Origin of the sequence: Flavihumibacter sp. UBA7668, from assembly GCF_002483205.1 — a bacterium.
Classification (GTDB): Bacteria; Bacteroidota; Bacteroidia; order Chitinophagales; family Chitinophagaceae; genus Flavihumibacter.
The window spans coordinates 96,986-114,181 of record NZ_DLHM01000006.1 but is presented as its reverse complement, the minus strand read 5'-3'; the positions used below and the strand labels follow the sequence as shown (position 1 = coordinate 114,181).

Genomic DNA, 17,196 nt, shown 5'->3' with positions numbered 1-17,196 from the left:
GGAGCGGCAAAAGTATTTTTGATTAACTTTCTGCCTGCATCAATTCGCCAAACTACCTGTAAAACCGATCAACAAACGTATAATCCGACAAAAACATGTCGATGGATCTTAACTTTACAGCAGCCTGCAACTTTCTTCAGGAAAGGAATCTGTTTTTTACACTTGAAGAACAAGCTATTTTAAAACAACATACCCGTTCTGAACAAATCCCCAAACACAGCATCATCATGCAACAGGGGCAGCCGGTGCCAAAACTTTATTTTCTTAATGAAGGAATTGTCCGGCTTACACGAGAACATAACGGAGCCTTGTATACGCTGGGTATTGTTTCCTCCAAAGAATTTGTTTCCACTCCTCTCTATCTGGTGAATCAGAAAGATTCAAGCTGTTCGCTGGAAGCCTTAACCGATCTGGATGTTTTGTATTGGGATCGGCAGGATCTGCTGGACCTGAGGAAGCTCATTCCCAAAATGCATGAAATGGAAATGGCGCTGATGGATCGGGTTCTCACCTGGGTACAGGATAATCAGATTTCAGCACTCTGTCTTTCTGCTGAAGAACGATACCAGAAACTGATGGATGAACAACCTGAACTCATCAACCGGATTCCGCTCAAATACATTGCTTCCTATCTCTCCATTCATCAGGACAGTCTAAGCCGCATCCGAAAATCAGCGGTCAAAATGAATAAAACCTGACATATGTCAGATTGGCGGGAAGCCGGCGTCCTTAATTTTGGCTTTAACCAGCCATGAAAAGAAAAAAAGTATTTATTGCGATGGGGAATAGTCCCCTGCGAGCAACCATCATTGAAATTGTGCAACAGGAACCGGGTTTTGTTCTGGCTGCAGATACACTACCTCATTCCTTTCTTCAAGAGGAAATTGAGGCTGTTATGCCTGATTTATTGATTCTGGAAATTACCGAACAGTATCGGTTTACACCTATTACGGGCATCAGCTTCCCATTGCCGACTATTTTTTTGGGTAACCATCAGGAGGATGCACTTGAATCTTTTTCCTATCATGTAGTTGATTTTTTGTTCCCCCATTTCAACCGCTCTGATTTTCGAAAAGCATTGAATAAATACAAACAATGGAAGGCCCTTTTTGTACATCACCTGCTGATGGAATCAATGCCTCTAACCGTACAGTATCCAAAAAAGATTTTTGTAGAAGCGGGACAAAAACGCCGCAGTATGGATGTTGGATCCATTCTTTATTTGAAAGCAGAGGGAGATTATACCAGAATCTATAGCATCGACAATAACCAATATATGAGTTCCTATGGAATCAGTGTGCTGGAAAAACGGCTGGATCCGTCGAATTTTATCCGGATCCATCGCTCTTATATTATCAATACGGACTATATAAAGGAAATGTATCGGGACATCTCAAAAACCTATGTTCTGCTTAACAACAAGGTAGAACTGAGTATTGGCCGCATTTACCTGCCTAACTTGAAGGAGTTGCTGTTTTAATCCGGCTTGATTTTTACCAATTTCCTATATGAGGCTAATCATATGTCAGAATTAGGAGTCGATGTAATATTGTCGCCAATTATGCAATACTCACCAGTTCACCGGTTTCATATTCCCGTAATGGGATTAGCATTTACAATTGATACCCCGATTAAAGTAGCACGGTACGGTATTTCCTCCGTTATCTCCATTGTTGAAGACAAACTGGTGGAGATGATGCGGCAGCATTATTATCCAACTGCCAATAAAGAATATTTCCCCATATCAACAAAGGAACCCGATTACCGTGCAAAACGTATCACTGATTACCTTAATCTGGTGCATTCCATTGTTCAGACGCAGGTAGAAAAATTGAAAGCATCTGCTTTTGAAACGGGCTCAGAAATAGTGAAGTATTTTGAGCTTTTGCCTGAAAATAATACTGTCAAGCAACTGTACAGGCAAATGGTAAAGTTGAATGATCCGTTCGAAAAATTAAAACTGGAAGAAATTCTGCGCAGTCAGATTCGGGCAGGAAGCATCGATGTTAATATCATGACAAAAGTAGACCGCGATAATTTTATCAATGGCGAACTTATAACAGATGGATCGGATGCAGTTTCCGCCTTGCGTGGGTATGCGAATAGTAAATTAACCAATTCTTCCGTGGTTTTCTCGGCGGGATTAAATCCGCGACTTTACAATTATCTGAGTACATGCAGTGAATTTAATTTGAATGAATGTGGTGATTTCAATAAAAAAATCATTGTAAAAGTCAGTGATTATCGGTCAGCTCTGATTCAGGGTAAATACCTGGCAAAAAAAGGACTTTGGGTTAGTGAATTCAGAATTGAATCCGGATTAAATTGTGGCGGTCATGCCTTCGCTACTGATGGAATTTTATTAGGTCCTATACTGGAGGAATTCAAAACAAATAAACAGGAACTGATTGATTCACTTTTTGAGATCTACCAATCAAGTATTTTCAGATTGAAGCAGATTCAGGTTAAAGATCCTGCTCCGCTGGCCATATCGGTTCAGGGAGGAATTGGAACAGCTGAGGAAGATCAATACTTACACGAGTATTATAAAGTTGACAGTACAGGTTGGGGAACCCCTTTTTTATTGGTACCGGAAGCTACTACAGTAGATCAAAAAACGCTTGATTTGTTATCCCGTGCAGGAGAAGCGGACCTGGAATTAAGCCGCAATTCACCACTGGGAATCCGGTTTCACTACCTGAAAGGAACCAGCTCGCACAAAGAAAAACTCGAACGGATTAGGCAAAACAAAGCTGGCAGTCCTTGTACCGAAAAACACCTGGCCTTTAATACAGAATTTACCAAAGAACCTATTTGTACTGCGTCAAAAAAATATCAGCAATTAAAACTGGAACAATTGCAGTCCTTGAAACTTCCGACTGAGGAATACAACAGACAAAAAACGGAAGTTCTTGACAAAGAATGTTTATGCATTGGATTAAGTAATTCAGCCGCCATCAACTACAAGCAGACATTGGTGAAAAAACTGGATGCTGTAACCATTTGTCCCGGCCCCAATATTGTCAATTTCTCCAGACAGGTATCTCTTCAAAAAATGATTGATCATATTTATGGCAGAGATAATATCCTGACAAGCCCTCATCGTCCGCATATGTTTATTGCTGAATTATACCTTTATATTGATTTTCTAAAGGAAAAGCTCACCAGAGATCTTGAATCCGGATTGTTTCAGAAGAATAAAAATGCACATGCTGTATATTATCAGCATCTTCTGGAAGGGATCAGCTATTACCAAACGCTTCCCAGATTTAGCCATACAGAACAGGAAAGTTTCAGAAAAGCACTTGAGCTGGCGGTTATAGAACTTGATTGTTTGAACATCCAATTCGAGTTTCAATAAACTAACAGATCACTTAATTTTAATAACCGGTAATTTTATTACTGAAGGATATTTGGCAGAATGGTGAATCGTATTTTCCACCAGTTTTCCGATAGCCTCATCAAAATTAGCACCACCGGTATTCAGGTTTCTTTCGAAACGAGGGAAATTACTGCTGGAAATTTCAATACGGATTTTATGTCCGGGTGCAAAATAGTTACTGGTAACCATTGGCGTCAGATCCACTTTATACACTTTCCCATTCTCCATAAATACTTCTTTATCATACCCCTCGCGATAACGCAGGCGCTGAATAGTTTCATCCAGGTTATAGGCTTTGCCATCCGGATAAACATCAATCAGTTTAATAGTGATATCGGTATCAGGTCCTGTTGAAGAAACATAAAGAGTTGATTCAATAAATCCGGTTATTTCCACTCCTTCTTTCAATTCTTCCGAAGTATAAACCAGGATATCTTTTCTTAATTCCATTTCCGATTGATCATAGGCCCCCCCCTGGATTGCATTACCGGTACAACAAACATTTCCTCCATTGGAAGGAACCGGGTTCATCGGGTCATAGGTAAAGGTATCGGGACTGTTTTTTGAGCCGGGTTTTTTCATGGTCAGACTGCCATCTCCGAGGCGACTATTGGCATTGCCGCCGCTGTTTAGGAAGAAGCTGCGCATGTCTGTATTCGGTAACGGAAAACTTTCCGCCTGTTGCCATTTGTTGCTGCCCATTGTGTAATAACGAACCCGGGGATTGCTGCTTTTGAAATCATTTTGTTCACCTTTCAGCAACATATCAAACCAACCCCAGGTAAGTTCATCATAATTGAGTCGGGCATCCCCAACACTTCTTTGTCCCACTATGGTATTCTCCGTTGCCCGCTTATACGAGCAATGTAATACCGGTGCTATTACCAGATATTGGTTATCAGCAACTCCGGGTTTTTTCGCCGTATTACGAACATGGTTGAAGAGCGCAATATTGGGAGCGGAAGACACATCATACCAGGAAACAAACCAATAAGTGGGCACTTCCATAGGCATATTGTCATGATATAAACCACCTTCAAACCAGGCAGGATCGTTGGGTTTACGAACAATCATCTTTTCATAAATTCCAACCGGCCCCTGCACATTTTTAATAATATCCTTAACTGGAAGGTGTTTCAATTTAACAGACCAGTCAACCCGGGGCATTTCAGGCCCCATATCATAAAATCGCTGAAGTCGTTGCATGTCTTCCTGCTGGAGCCCTTTCGGAAGTTGAGGTTTATAGAGATCGTGCTGGGTACCATATAACCAGGTTGTAAATAACATTTGTTGTGCGCCGCCCCGGTACCAATTGCCCTGCTCCATAAACTTCCCTACCCTGCCAACTCCGGCACCAAAACCCTGCGCCACCATTGCCGCGAGCGCAGGATGATTTTGAGAGGCTACTGCCATTTGCCATTCTGCGGTAGAGGAACAACCGATAAGTCCCACCTTCCCGTTACTCCACTCCTGTTTAGCCATCCATTCCAATGCATCATATCCATCGGTAATGGGAGTACCAAGAATATCCCATTCCCCTTCTGAGAAAAAACGTCCCCGTTCGTTTTGTACCACAAGCGCATAACCCCGACTTACTGCATCATAGGCAGCATCCAGGGTACGGGTACTCATCTTTCCATCAATCCAGGTATTGAAATTGTAAGGAGTGCGGGAGAATATGATGGGAACTTTTTTATTCCCCTTTGGTCGGTATATGTCGGTTGCCAACCGGATTCCATCCCGCATGGGCATCATTAGCTTTTGATCTATTACAGCGATGGAATCCAACTTTCTATAGATAGCTGCAGTATCTTCAACTGGTGCCTGTGCGGAAACCAGAGAAGCCATAAACACAAAAGCAATCAACAGGAGGAAATTTTTCATGATTCAATTTAGGAAATTGGTCATACATTTCTTTAAATATCGAAGACATATGTTACGGAAATCCGCATTTAAGAAGCTACGAATAATTGGATTATTAGTTTTGGCATTCCTGTTTTTTCAACATGCCGGAGCCCAGGAATCCAAACAAATGGTTCGTTTGGCAAAAATTATCGTGGACTCAACCCAACTGAAGGCTTATTCTAAGGCACTGAACGAGCAAATGAACGCTGCCATAAAACTGGAACCTGGAGTTCTTACTTATTATGCAGTAGCAGAAAAATCGGCGCCCAACCAGATAACCATTCTTGAAATTTATGCAGATACAACCGCTTATCAGTCCCATATCAAAACACCTCATTTTCTAAAATACAAGGACACTGTAAAAAACATGGTAACCTCCCTTGAACTTGTTGATGTAACATTGATTGGTGTGGCGAAAAAACCAGATTGACTACTTGTCGGAATTAACCCCTGATTCTGTCAATTTTGCCACCTTGATGATCATCCTTTTTGGTGCAATTTTAGTACGTAATACAACATCACTAAAACACCATTCAAATGAAAAAAATCAATTTCTCTATCTACATAAATGCTCCGAAACAAAAAGTATACGATACTTTAATTGACCCTCAGCTATACAAAGTATGGGTTGATGTTTCCTGGCCCAATTCATTTTATGACGGAAAATGGGAAGAAGGCGAAATCCTGCGGTTTATTTCTCCTGGCAATGGTGGTACTGCAGCTAATGTTGCAGAATTACAAAAAGGAGAGTACATTCTGTTAGTTCATAAAGCAGTGTTAAATCCAGATTTAACTAAGGACATTACAAGTGATGCTGCCAGGGAATGGATTGGAAGCAAAGAAAGCTATCGTTTCAATGAAACAGGTGGTGGCACTACTTTATTGGTTGAACTACATTGTACACCGGTATGGGTGACTATGTTTGAAGAAGGATACCCACCTGCCTTAGCAAAACTGAAAGAAATTTGTGAAGCATAACGGTTAGCCATATTGGCTGTCGCAATAAGATAACATTCTGGTAGCTGCGGGTAGCAGACAGGTCTTTTTTGAACGATAGTTTTGTATTCAATAAAAATCTACACTATGTTATCATTAAAAACAATCTTGTTAATCAATGGAATCAGTTCTGGTATTACTGGAATTGCGCTTATCTTGTTTAGTCAGCCGGTTGCGAATTTATTTGGGCTTGATTCAACCATTGCTTTCACGGGTACCGGAATTTTCCTGGTTTTATTTGCTTCCTATGTTCTTTTAACCGCCACGCAGAAAGAATTAAAAGCGGCACATATTAAAACAATCACAGGTTTGGATATCTTGTGGGTAGTGCTTAGCATTATGGTAACGATTGGCTCCTGGGCAACCATCAGCTTAGTAGGATCCCTCTTAATTTTAGGGGTAGCAGGATGGGTAGGATTGATGGCCTATTTACAATCCGGCAAGCCAGCTATTTAAATAGGTAAATCATGGATAATTTTCAGCGACAATTCACGCTGGCTCTATTAGGATATGCTGTGCAGAGAGATCTTGATCCGGCTGCCCTGAGCAAAGCCTCAGGAATAAACTTTAGAGAACTCAGTTCTAATCCGGGCTATTCCATCAATCCGGAACAATCGGAGGAATTATGGAAGAATGCAAGTCATATGAGTGGAGATTCACTTTTCGGTCTGCATTTTGGAGAATCCCTTCAATTGGCAGCATTGGGGGTAGTGGGACAAATTATTCAAACAAGTTCCACCGTCAGCGAAGCCCTAAGTAATGCCTGCGCCCTGGTGAAAATGACCTCTGCTATTTTCGAAATGCAGATTCAACACGAAAGGAAATGTTTTTTTATTCACCTGTTGGCAGATCGGCATAAAGCAGTAAAATATCCCTATTCTTACCGACACCTCTCCGATTGTCTGCTAGTTTTTGTTATTCACGAAATGGATGGGCTCTTATTTGAAAAAGTAAAACCTACTCAAGTTGGATTCCCCTATTTTCTTGCGGAACCCTATGAATATGCCCGGGTGTTCCGATGTCCCAAAATTGGAAAATCCAATGAGTTGCTGATGGAATTTTCAGCCCATTATCTGGATATTCCGATTTTATCTGCGAATTATGAGTTACAGCAAATCCTGTTAAAAAAAGTTATTAGCCTGTTGGCACCGGTTGAAAATAAGGGAAGCTGGAAGCTAAAAATATTCAATTACCTTCTCACTAACTCCTATTTAAAAACACTTTCACTGGAAGCAGTTGCGCATAATTTCAATACTACAGAAAGAGCGCTGCAGCGAAAGTTAAAAGAAGAAGGCAGTTCCTATTCACAGATTGTGGATGCAGTCAGGAAAAAACTGGCCGTAAACTATCTTGAAAATGATAATTTCTCTTTGAAAGATATTGGCCATATGCTGGGTTATACAGAACAAACAGCTTTCCTGCGGGCATTTAAACGGTGGACCGGATTATCGCCATCGCAATACAAATCTAAAACGAATTAATATGAAACTGAACGCTGGTATTAGTAAAGAAAAGGAATGTATTTTACAATTGAAGTGGATTATTTTGATGAACTTTCTAAAAAATTAATTTTCTTGTATTGAAATGATCCTGAACCAGCAAGTATTAAGCTTTATCGGGCGCCCGGTTTTCGAAAAACTGGAAATAAAACCCCCTTTTCAGCATAAAGCCATTTTTTCGGATGAAGCCTGCTTTTTGCATATTAAAAAAGGTCGACTCACTTTATATTCAGCAGAAGGTAGATCCTATAGAAACGTGTCAGAAAGCTTACTGTTAAAATGCGGTTTATATATTGCTGATTTTCCGGAAGAACAAACAATTGAATCAACAGAATTGATTGCAATACATTTATACCCTGACCTTTTGAATAAGTTATTTTATCATGAACCACCACCAGGTCAGCTAACCAGGGTTAATAAATCAAATTCTTCAGTTTCAGAGATCAGTCTACCAATTATCCAGTATATCCAATCTCTGGAATTTTATTTTAATTCACCTGAATTTGCAACGGAAGAGATATTAAGCCAGAAAATCAGGGAGCTTGTCCTTCTTTTGCTGCAAACAAATTTTGCCCCTTCCTTTACTGATTTAATGAAATTTCTCTTTTCTCCCAAACAGGCATCATTTAGGGAAATTATCCAGTCTCATCTTTTCACCTCAGCTACCCAGGCAGATCTTGCAGCCTTAACCGGGATGAGCCTTTCAACCTTCAAAAGAGAGTTCGGTAAAATATTCAAAGAAAGCCCGGGAGCATACCTACTCAACAAACAGGTAGAAGAAGCAAAAAAATTTCTCGCAAACTCTAATCTTACCGTCAGTGAAATTGCTTATAAAGTTGGATTCCAGGATCCATCCAATTTTTCAAAAATATTCCGTAGAAAAACGGGTTGTTCTCCAATTGAATTCAGAAAAGCAAGTACAAATGAGCTGAAATAACCCAACTCTGAACCAATTCTTCAGAACTTGGAAAAAGGATCCTGCTAATTTTGGGGTATGATTAAATACCTAACCAAAATTCTTCCCATTTTTTTGGGGACTACCATTTCCCTGTTTGGCCTATTGAAATTTACAGACCCGTTTAAGACCTGGTATTCAATCCAGATTGAGACCAGCGGATTGGGAAAGTATGCTTACTGGATGGGCATTATTGGAGAACTTAGCGCAGGAATTCTATTTTTATTTATTGCTAAAAACAGGAATATCTATTCATCCGGAATGATCTCCCGTCTCAATAGTATAGGTTCCATTTTGATTATTAGTATGATGGTAACCGGCATGTACGTTCATCTGCATCCGGAAGTTCCGGCAACAGTACTACCCTTAAAAATAAAACCACCCTATATCCCCGGATTTTTTCTTCTCCTGGCAGTATTTAATCTTATCCTAAATAACCTAATTTGCAGAAATGGCCGAATGTTATTGTTGCAAAAAAACTCTGAATAAAAGCAATCATTCCTGGGAACATATTATTCCGAGTGCTTTGGGATCGTCTCTAAAAAGCAGGCGACTTATCTGCAGGAGCTGTAATGAAAAAGCAGGCGGACTGATAGATAAAGCACTAATTAATTATTGCCGGCCTTGGATACAACAATTCCATATTCAGCCAGACCGAATGGCAAGAAAGACAAGAAAAGCACGTTTAATTTCTAATGACCCGTCTGAAATCAACCCCGATCTGATAAAGCAGGCAGTCATAAAAATCTGCACCAATTTTTACTATTTGAAAAATTCATCTTTTCAAAGATTTTCAGATCCTGTCTGTGAACAAAAAACACTGGGTATCAGCCCTGCTCTATTCAACTCCAAGCCGTTTCATATTTTATATCTTTATGCCAATCCGGTTACCAAAACTATTCTTGCTTTTCTTGAACTTTTTGGTGAAATCGGATTTAGAATTCAGTTATCCGACTCTTACCCGGGGCAGGAAATAAAACAACTATTGGTGATAGATCCTATTTCAAATACTAAACAACCCGCTTATAAATTTAATGAAGCGGAAAGTGTTGGCAACTATCTTGATACTATTCCATTATCTTGATTAAACCGCCTGTCGGGGAGCTTCACCGGCTATCTAATATGCAGGATGATGAGTCTCCTACAGGCCCAGGACAGTAGTCTTTTATCAAAGAAAAGTATAGATACTTACATAAAGGAAGCCATGCATGCATGGAAAATTCCCGGGGTTGCAGTCTGTATAGTTAAAGATGGCGCTGTTTTTTATCAGCAGGCAAATGGTGTCCGGAACTGGAAAACCGGAGCCCTGGTTGATGAAGAAACGCTGTTCCCCTTGGCTTCTGTATCAAAAACATTTACCGGAGTATTATTTGCAACACTTGAAGCTGAAAGGAAAAATATCACTGAATGATCCTGTAAAAAAATGGCTGCCTTATTTTTCAATGAAAAATAAACTATATGAGCAGCAATTAACGCTCACCGACATTGTGTCCCATCGATCAGGCTGGAAAACATTTCAGGGCGATTTACTCAATACCGAATCTTCCATGAACTATCCAACCATGATTAAAAAGTTCGGAAATCAGGAACCAGCCTACCCTATCCGAACATAATTTGGCTATTCCAATTTCGGATTTATTATGGCAGGAGAATCAATTAAATATATAACACAACTCAGCTGGCAAGAGTATATTTCACAACGGCTTCTTGCGCCCTTACAGATGAATCGCACCTTTACAACTGCTGCTTCATTTTTGAACGAACCCAATATTACCGCCGGACATACATTTTCCAACGACAGCTTAACATTGGTACACCTATTGATAAAATTGAACCCTATAGCCACGGCGGATTCTTATACTGACCAACCAGGACAATCACATGTTGCATGAAACACTAAAATGGCAATTAACATCAACAGGTTCCACTAATAATACAACAGCATCCATTGAAGCATTTGCAGTTTCCATGGATGCTGTTTTGGGTGATTATGAATGCGATGCGTATGGAAAATTAACCATTACCAAAAATAACGGACAATACCTGTTGAAAATGGAATTTCATCCTGAGTTGGAAGGGGCATTGTCTCCTTCCGGAAAAAACCAGTTACTCTGTACCTATAACCACCCAATGTTCGGGAAAATGAAACTGCCTTTTATTATTAATGAAAACAAGGTAGAGTCCTTTACACTTTATGTAGACGGTTTTGTAGAAAATGATGGGCACAAATTCATGAAAATTCACCCATCTCCCTAATCAGACTCGAAAATAAAACAGCGGCATCCTTGTGTTTTAGAAGAGAAACTGATTGTCCGGCCCAGGAAGACCTAAAGGCCTGATTGATTTTTTCTGATAAGTCAGGATTCTTCAGTTTTCCCATTAATTTACCCTGTAAAGGATATGGCGCCAATATCGAATTTTTCCCGGCTAACCCATCCGTTAGTTTATTTTTTAAACCTCTCGCCAATCTGCCTGAAAACACACGGGTTAAGGTGGTATCGACACCATTGCTTTTAAATAGAAGCTCTTTGTGTTCCTTACTTGCGTTGGATTGGCGGGTGGCCAGGAAAGCTGTACCCATTTGTACTCCGGATGCCCCTAAAATAAGCGACGCTTTAATACCACGCGCGTCTGCAATTCCACCAGCCGCAATAACCGGTACCTGCACTGCATCTGTAACCTGAGGAATCAGGGACATCGTACCCATTAGTGATTCTTCTGGTTTTCTAAGAAAAGAAACCCGGTGCCCGCCTGCTTCAAAACCGGTTGCAACGATGGCATCCACACCGGCATTTTCAAGGGCGATAGCTTCTTCCACATTGGTAGCTGCGCCAATGGTGCGAATCCCCAATTTTCGACATTTTTCCAGAATATCGCTGGAGGGAATGCCATATACAAAACTGAACACCGATGGTCTTATTTCGAAAATAGCTTCTATCTGATCTTCAAAACGCGGACCTAAATCCAACGGCAATTCAGGGAATGGCAACTTCAATTCCTCAAAATAAGGTTGAAACTGATTTTTCCAGCGGTGGAAAGAAGATGCATCAAATTCAATCAATTCCGGATCGCGATCCTCCACCCACAAATTTATATTGAATGGTTTTGAAGTCTGAGATCGGATCGCATGGGCAGTTTCCACTAACTCATCTGCAGAAAATGGTTGTCCGCCAAATGAACCTAGTCCGCCTGTGTTGGACACCATGGCAGTTAATTCAACAGAAGATAATCCGCCGCCAAAAGGCCCCTGTATTATCGGATATTCAATACCCAACAGCTCTGTAAACTTAGTTCGATTCCAGCTTTTCATAGATGGTTGCATTTACTTTATTACCAATTAGTTTGAATTGAAGTACAAATTTGTCGTGGATCAGTTTATCTCCCAACTCGTTGAAATATTTTCCCGATCCGTATCGGATATTATAGCGTGTCCTGTCAACATGGATTTCGCCCAGCACATGTACCATATCCGTAAATCGTTCAATGCTGGCAATAAACTCAACCGGATGAGAAATATCTTTGATTGTCAGAATCCCTTCCAATTTGTATTGATTATTTCCCATTTCTTCTGCAATCACGAATTTCCAGTCAGCAATCGGGTGGTTTGCCACATCAAAAAAGTCAACGTGCTTTAAATGACCTGAAAATTCATTTCTGGATTTTTCCTCTTCCATATCGGTTACCAGAATGGAGCGCATATCAATTTCAATGGTTGCAGCATTGAGTTGGTCCTGCTCAAATGCAATTGTTCCTTTTTGAACCTGAATGGTTCCGGTATGCAATCCCAGTATTTTTTTTCCGGTCCAGTTTATTACGCAACTGGCGGTGTGTAATTGAAAAACAGTCATGGTATTTATTTTATACCACAAAGCTTTAATTAATTCAATAGAGAAAAAAGGAGCTAACGCACGAATAAAATGTGAGGTAGATCACATTATCCGGATGACTTAAACCGGCTTAATGTTTCGCGGGTAACACCGAGGTACTTAGCAATTAATTGTTTTGGGACTTTCTGAAAAAGTGCGGGATATTGTTCCAATAACTGATCGTATCGCTCTTTGGCGCTGCTGCTTAATAAAGAAAGAATCCGTTGTTGAAGGGCCACATTTCGCCGGTTGGTTTTCTTCCTGAAAAAATGTTCCATTTTGTGTAATTCTGAACATAATTTCTCCCGGTTTGCATACGACAAACAGAGCACTTCACTTGCTTCAATACAATCAATACAAACGGTAGCTTTCTGCTGAAAATAATAGGCCTGATAATCGGTAATCCACCAGTCGGGCAGACCAAATTGAATAATATGATCTTTGCCATTTATATCCGTACTATATGACTTTAAACAGCCACTAAGGATAAAATAATCGTATTCCGCCAACTGCCCTTCCTGAATAACAAACTGATGTTTTTTGAATTTCCTGTAACTGAAATGAGATAGCACCAGCTCAAATTCATGATCCGTCAACGACACTATCTTTTCTATCTGATTACGCAGCAAATGGCTCATTCCTGGTGTCTATTCAGCTTGTAATTTAGAACTATTGTCCGTATTTAAAGAGACAAGATCATGCTAAAAATGATCCTATACCTGTTATTTCTGTTATTCATGCTTCCTCTTTCTGTCCTGGCACAGAGGAACAGTACCCTTTATTTACAGGGGCAATACAATCATACAATATACGATGCAACAAAAGGAAATAATCCTTGGGGAATTGGTGCAGCCTTACAGTTGTTCATCAAGCCCACAGCAAAATTACGACCAACAGTGGAGCTTTCCGGAGACCTCTATCTGGCGGATGACAAAGTTCAACGCCTGGATGGAAATGCTAGGCCCCTGAATGAAATCAGCGGCATGGTAAATCTTTTTGCAGGAGGTTCCCTGCATCCAACCAAAAATCTCTTTATTTCATTGACAGCCGGACCTAGTTTTCTATCCGGACAAACAAAATTCGGAATCAAACCATTCCTGGGTATTTTCTTAACATCCAGTCAAAGCTGTCTGGCGAAACTATCTTATATAAATATTTCGGATCGGAATAAAGAAACAAAAGAAGATTTCGGATCAATCAGTTTCTCGCTGGGCTTTCGATTATACTAGCTGACTTTGCTCCTTACTCCATCGGCAACATTTCTTCTTCAATTTCATCTGCATTTAATGCTGCTGCAAATACTTTAAACCCATTAATCCGACCATTGAAGTATCGTTGATCAGGAAATTCTTCATTTCCACCTAAAACCCAACGCAATCGGCTGGACAAATTCACTGCTCGATCTATTTCGAAAGACCCTGCTTTCACACCATCAAGATAGAGTGTAAACTGACGCCCCTTACAAACACCGGCAATATGGTGCCATTTATTTTCCCAATTGGCAGGCAGCGTAATATCACAGCTTCCCTGTCCCCAACCGCCTGCAAAAAAACTAAGTGTACGTCCAGACTGCTGAATTACAATGAAATCGCCTTTTGAAATAATATCAGCCATTCCCTGCTGTTTACCGGGCAATACCCAGGCCATAATGGTTATTTCTTCTTCCAATTCATCCAGACTGGCTGAATTTTCGAATTGAACATACTCAATGGTTTGAGTGGAATTATCGCCCATGATTCTGGTTTCCTGAATATATTGGCCATCGTTTCCAAGACCGGACAAATCTTTGATAATATCCCCCGGCTTATTTTTCCCCATTGCAATATCCAACACCATTTTATCCGTTGCACGCTCAACTGATTTGATTCGAATAGATTTATTTCCAATTTCTACCAATTGAATACCCGGATCAGCTGGTATAAAAGTGCTGGATTGTACTTTTTGTTCACCTGGTTGTAAAATGATCCGTTCTTCCTTTTGCACCCGGCCATTGTTACGTATCAATACAATTGCCGTATCAACGCGACCGGTACTATTTTTTATGGCATATTCCAGGAGATGTTCTTTTCCAATCGCCGCCAATGGTTTGGCCTGCAATTGTACTATTTCAAATTTGCCGACTGATTGAGTTGCAGGAAGATCGACTGTAACCAACAGGTCACTTCCTCCTTTTATTTTTATACGATGTTCTCCTGGCAAATACAGCCTGATTTCGATGGAATCAGTTACACTGCTATCAGCAGGCACCCAGGTATTTTTTGATCCTGCGGGTCTTCCATCAGCTATAACTTCAATCGCATGGTTACCTTCTGCGCCTTTGTTTGTTAGTGAATAATGTAACCACACAGGATCATTTGGGTGAACCCTGGTATTGGGGATATGATAACCCGTAACGCTTACATTCATTGGCAATTTGGTGGCAGATCTTCCTTTAAATTCGGTGTTCTGAAATGCCCCGTTTGCAGGTTCATTTCCCATGGTAAAATGGACGATTCCTCCCTTTGCGATTTCATCCTGCTGAAGAAATAATCGATTCTGCTTTTGTCCATTTAGCTCAAGCTGTTGCACATACAAAGATTTGGATGAATTTCCCGGAGCAGAGATTGTTAGGGATTTATCTCCCTCTAACTTAATCTTTAGCTTTTTAAACAGGGGTGATCCAATTTCATATACCGGGGCTCCTACTGCAACCGGATAAAATCCCATAGCGCTGAAAACAAACCAACTCGACATGGATCCAAGATCATCATTGCCTGGAATCCCACCCGGACCTCCAGTAAATTTCTGCTGCATGATTTCACGTAACCATGCCTGTGATACTGCGGGTTCATTCGTAAAATTGAAAAGATAAGGAACATGAAATGCCGGTTCGTTGTCAAATAATAACAAACCTGTGGCCAGGGCGGAATCCAATCGCGCTGAAAAAGAGGAGTCCCCTCCCATCAGGTTCACCAATCCTCTTGCATCATGGGGAATAACATAACTGTAAATCCATTTATCACCTTCTTTATAGCCGTTGCTTTCCGGCTCAATAATAAATTGATTGCCTTTTCTAGGCACAATAAACCCCGTGGGAAAATGAAAAAGATTTCTGTAGTTCATGGCACGGGGTGCGTAGATAGCATACGCAGCTGTATCACCCAGCTCTTTGGCCATTTCCGCCATGACCCAATCATTATAAGCAAACTCTACGGTTTTGGTTACGGATTCGGAAAAGGCAGCTGATACATATCCCAGCCGGATATATTCGGCAAAATCAGGTTCTGCAGCGGTTGAATCAAGCGATGCTTTCATAGCGGTCCAGGCTTGCTGAATGTTGAATCCTTTGATACCTTTTCTCCATGAATCCAGGATCACCGGTAAGGAATGATAACCTGTCATGGGGCCTTTGGGAAGTCTTCCGGTTTGCTCAAAAACATCCAGCATGGAACGGATCATATCTTCCTGTACAGCCGGCTCTAATAAGGTTAAGAGTGGATGCAAACTGCGGTAGGTATCCCAGGGAGAGAATTTTCCATATTGATTTTTCCCTTTGGTTTGGTAAATTTTACCTCTTGCACCTTTATAACGGCCATCTACATCCGAAATAATCCAGGGTACCAGATAGGAATGATAAAGTGCCGTATAGAATTTGGTTTTGTTTTCAGATGATTCGTCTTCAATTTCAATATTGTTCAGCAGTGCAGCCCATTTTTGCTGATTGATTGCTTTAAATTGTTCAAAATCCCAACCCGGGCATTCAGCCCGCATATTTCGCATACTCCCGGTTTCATCTACCGTGGAGAGAGATACCTTCATCAATACGGAATTATCACCGGGTTTATGGGCGAAGGTGAGGATGGTCCCACCCTCCACATTTTCCATCCCCATCATATCCGAAGGGAAACTGATTACCAGGTGGAGCCGTTCACTGTAAAGCAATCGTTTGGATCTTGTGATGAGTTTGCCCATATCGCCCAGGAAAATTCTGGGCAGAATGCCGTTGGGAAAACTAAAGCGGAAGAGTCCGGTATGCACGGCACTGGTCATTTCAACCGATCCCTGATCATCATTGAACTGCACTTTGTAATATCCGGGTGAAGCTTTTTCCTGCTGGTGCCGGAAGGGCCTGCCGGCAGTGTATTTTTTTCTGAAACGAGGATCTGCCAGGGGTAATACTTTCATACTGCCTGCAGATCCGTTCGGATAACCGCTGCTGTGGTTGGCTAAACTAAAAAAATAAATGGTTGAATCACGGTAATCATAGCCTTTCAGGTGACCGGTTTTGGTTTCCGGACTCAATTGAATAAGGCCCCAGGGTGCTACTGCACCAGGATAAGTTCCACCCTCGGCTCCCCATTTGGTGGGTTGTTCGGCATTTGTTGTGCCTATAAAAGGGTTGACGTGCTCAAGGGGCGTGATGTCCGGTGTATCAGATTTTGCCTGCGGATTGGATTGCGCAAACCCGGCATATGGTATAACCGCAAGTAAAAGCAGACTAACCTTCCCTGCTGAAAATAAAAAATGGGGCTTATTCATATAAGCCCCAAAATAAGTAATATGTGTCAGGTTAAATCGCGCCTATCGTTTGCGCTTCCTTCAATTTGCGCAAAC

18 protein-coding genes and 2 pseudogenes are annotated in these 17,196 nt (G+C 41.0%); 15 read left to right on the top strand and 5 right to left on the bottom strand.

Translation table 11 applies throughout. The annotated features are described in order from the left end of the window. Window positions 1-101 precede the first annotated feature (101 nt). From B2746_RS17190 to B2746_RS17180, 3 genes are read left to right on the top strand one after another with little or no spacing between them, the layout of a single operon-like run. Window positions 102-698: a Crp/Fnr family transcriptional regulator gene (locus B2746_RS17190; protein WP_290796435.1), complete on the top strand. Its 597-nt coding sequence runs from the start codon at window positions 102-104 to the stop codon at window positions 696-698. Between the two features lie 53 nt (window positions 699-751). After that, entirely contained in the window at window positions 752-1,480 is a 729-nt protein-coding gene (locus B2746_RS17185; protein WP_290796433.1) for a LytR/AlgR family response regulator transcription factor, read from the top strand. A gap of 42 nt (window positions 1,481-1,522) precedes the next feature. After that, window positions 1,523-3,361, top strand: a complete 1,839-nt coding sequence (locus B2746_RS17180; RefSeq protein ID WP_290796430.1) for a hypothetical protein — start codon at window positions 1,523-1,525, stop codon at window positions 3,359-3,361. A gap of 9 nt (window positions 3,362-3,370) precedes the next feature. On the opposite strand, the gene B2746_RS17175 is transcribed toward B2746_RS17180, so the two are convergent. After that, window positions 3,371-5,266, bottom strand: a complete 1,896-nt coding sequence (locus B2746_RS17175; protein ID WP_290796428.1) for a CocE/NonD family hydrolase — start codon at window positions 5,264-5,266, stop codon at window positions 3,371-3,373. A 49-nt stretch (window positions 5,267-5,315) separates the two neighbouring features. Between B2746_RS17175 and B2746_RS17170 the strand changes: the two genes are divergently transcribed. The 11 genes and pseudogenes from B2746_RS17170 to B2746_RS17125 all read left to right on the top strand — a co-directional run bounded on the left by B2746_RS17170 (window position 5,316) and on the right by B2746_RS17125 (window position 10,993). Further along, window positions 5,316-5,717: a putative quinol monooxygenase gene (locus B2746_RS17170; protein WP_290796426.1), complete on the top strand. Its 402-nt coding sequence runs from the start codon at window positions 5,316-5,318 to the stop codon at window positions 5,715-5,717. A gap of 107 nt (window positions 5,718-5,824) precedes the next feature. Continuing rightward, the gene (locus B2746_RS17165) at window positions 5,825-6,265 is read left to right on the top strand and encodes an SRPBCC family protein (protein WP_290796424.1); all 441 of its coding nucleotides are present in this window, start codon (window positions 5,825-5,827) and stop codon (window positions 6,263-6,265) included. 105 nt (window positions 6,266-6,370) lie between these two features. After that, window positions 6,371-6,739, top strand: coding sequence for a hypothetical protein (locus tag B2746_RS17160; RefSeq protein ID WP_290796421.1), 369 nt, complete (start codon window positions 6,371-6,373; stop codon window positions 6,737-6,739). An 11-nt stretch (window positions 6,740-6,750) separates the two neighbouring features. Further along, window positions 6,751-7,764, top strand: a complete 1,014-nt coding sequence (locus tag B2746_RS17155; protein ID WP_290796418.1) for an AraC family transcriptional regulator — start codon at window positions 6,751-6,753, stop codon at window positions 7,762-7,764. A gap of 103 nt (window positions 7,765-7,867) precedes the next feature. After that, on the top strand, window positions 7,868-8,719 hold the full coding sequence (locus B2746_RS17150) for a helix-turn-helix domain-containing protein (RefSeq protein ID WP_290796417.1): 852 nt from the start codon (window positions 7,868-7,870) through the stop codon (window positions 8,717-8,719). 57 nt (window positions 8,720-8,776) lie between these two features. Next, entirely contained in the window at window positions 8,777-9,226 is a 450-nt protein-coding gene (locus B2746_RS17145; RefSeq protein ID WP_290796414.1) for a hypothetical protein, read from the top strand. Continuing rightward, window positions 9,189-9,290, top strand: a pseudogene (locus B2746_RS22845) (HNH endonuclease); the annotation flags it as partial. The gene B2746_RS17145 and the pseudogene B2746_RS22845, both read left to right, overlap by 38 nt. A gap of 105 nt (window positions 9,291-9,395) precedes the next feature. Further along, window positions 9,396-9,821, top strand: coding sequence for a hypothetical protein (locus B2746_RS17140; protein WP_290796411.1), 426 nt, complete (start codon window positions 9,396-9,398; stop codon window positions 9,819-9,821). A gap of 45 nt (window positions 9,822-9,866) precedes the next feature. Beyond that, complete coding sequence (locus tag B2746_RS17135; RefSeq protein ID WP_290796409.1) at window positions 9,867-10,148, top strand: serine hydrolase domain-containing protein; 282 nt, start codon at window positions 9,867-9,869, stop codon at window positions 10,146-10,148. Beyond that, window positions 10,051-10,629: pseudogene (locus tag B2746_RS17130) on the top strand (serine hydrolase domain-containing protein). The gene B2746_RS17135 and the pseudogene B2746_RS17130 overlap by 98 nt, the downstream one beginning before the upstream one ends. Further along, window positions 10,619-10,993 carry a hypothetical protein gene (locus B2746_RS17125; protein WP_290796406.1) on the top strand — a complete coding sequence of 125 codons (375 nt, stop codon included), beginning with the start codon at window positions 10,619-10,621 and terminating at the stop codon, window positions 10,991-10,993. Before B2746_RS17130 ends, B2746_RS17125 begins: the two are co-directional and overlap by 11 nt. Here the strand turns inward: B2746_RS17125 and B2746_RS17120 are convergent. The 3 genes from B2746_RS17120 to B2746_RS17110 form a co-directional block, all read right to left on the bottom strand. Then, window positions 10,968-12,047: an NAD(P)H-dependent flavin oxidoreductase gene (locus B2746_RS17120; RefSeq protein WP_290796403.1), complete on the bottom strand. Its 1,080-nt coding sequence runs from the start codon at window positions 12,045-12,047 to the stop codon at window positions 10,968-10,970. The genes B2746_RS17125 and B2746_RS17120 overlap by 26 nt on opposite strands. Next, entirely contained in the window at window positions 12,025-12,585 is a 561-nt protein-coding gene (locus tag B2746_RS17115; protein ID WP_290796400.1) for a YceI family protein, read from the bottom strand. The genes B2746_RS17120 and B2746_RS17115 overlap by 23 nt, the downstream gene beginning before the upstream one ends. A gap of 86 nt (window positions 12,586-12,671) precedes the next feature. Continuing rightward, window positions 12,672-13,241: a Crp/Fnr family transcriptional regulator gene (locus tag B2746_RS17110; protein ID WP_290796397.1), complete on the bottom strand. Its 570-nt coding sequence runs from the start codon at window positions 13,239-13,241 to the stop codon at window positions 12,672-12,674. A 60-nt stretch (window positions 13,242-13,301) separates the two neighbouring features. Here B2746_RS17110 and B2746_RS17105 point away from each other — a divergent pair, with 60 nt between their 5' ends. After that, window positions 13,302-13,832, top strand: coding sequence for a hypothetical protein (locus B2746_RS17105; RefSeq protein WP_290796395.1), 531 nt, complete (start codon window positions 13,302-13,304; stop codon window positions 13,830-13,832). Window positions 13,833-13,845: 13 nt separating this feature from the next. Here the strand turns inward: B2746_RS17105 and B2746_RS17100 are convergent, their stop codons facing one another. Beyond that, entirely contained in the window at window positions 13,846-17,121 is a 3,276-nt protein-coding gene (locus B2746_RS17100) for a GH92 family glycosyl hydrolase (RefSeq protein WP_290796393.1), read from the bottom strand. Window positions 17,122-17,196 lie beyond the last annotated feature (75 nt).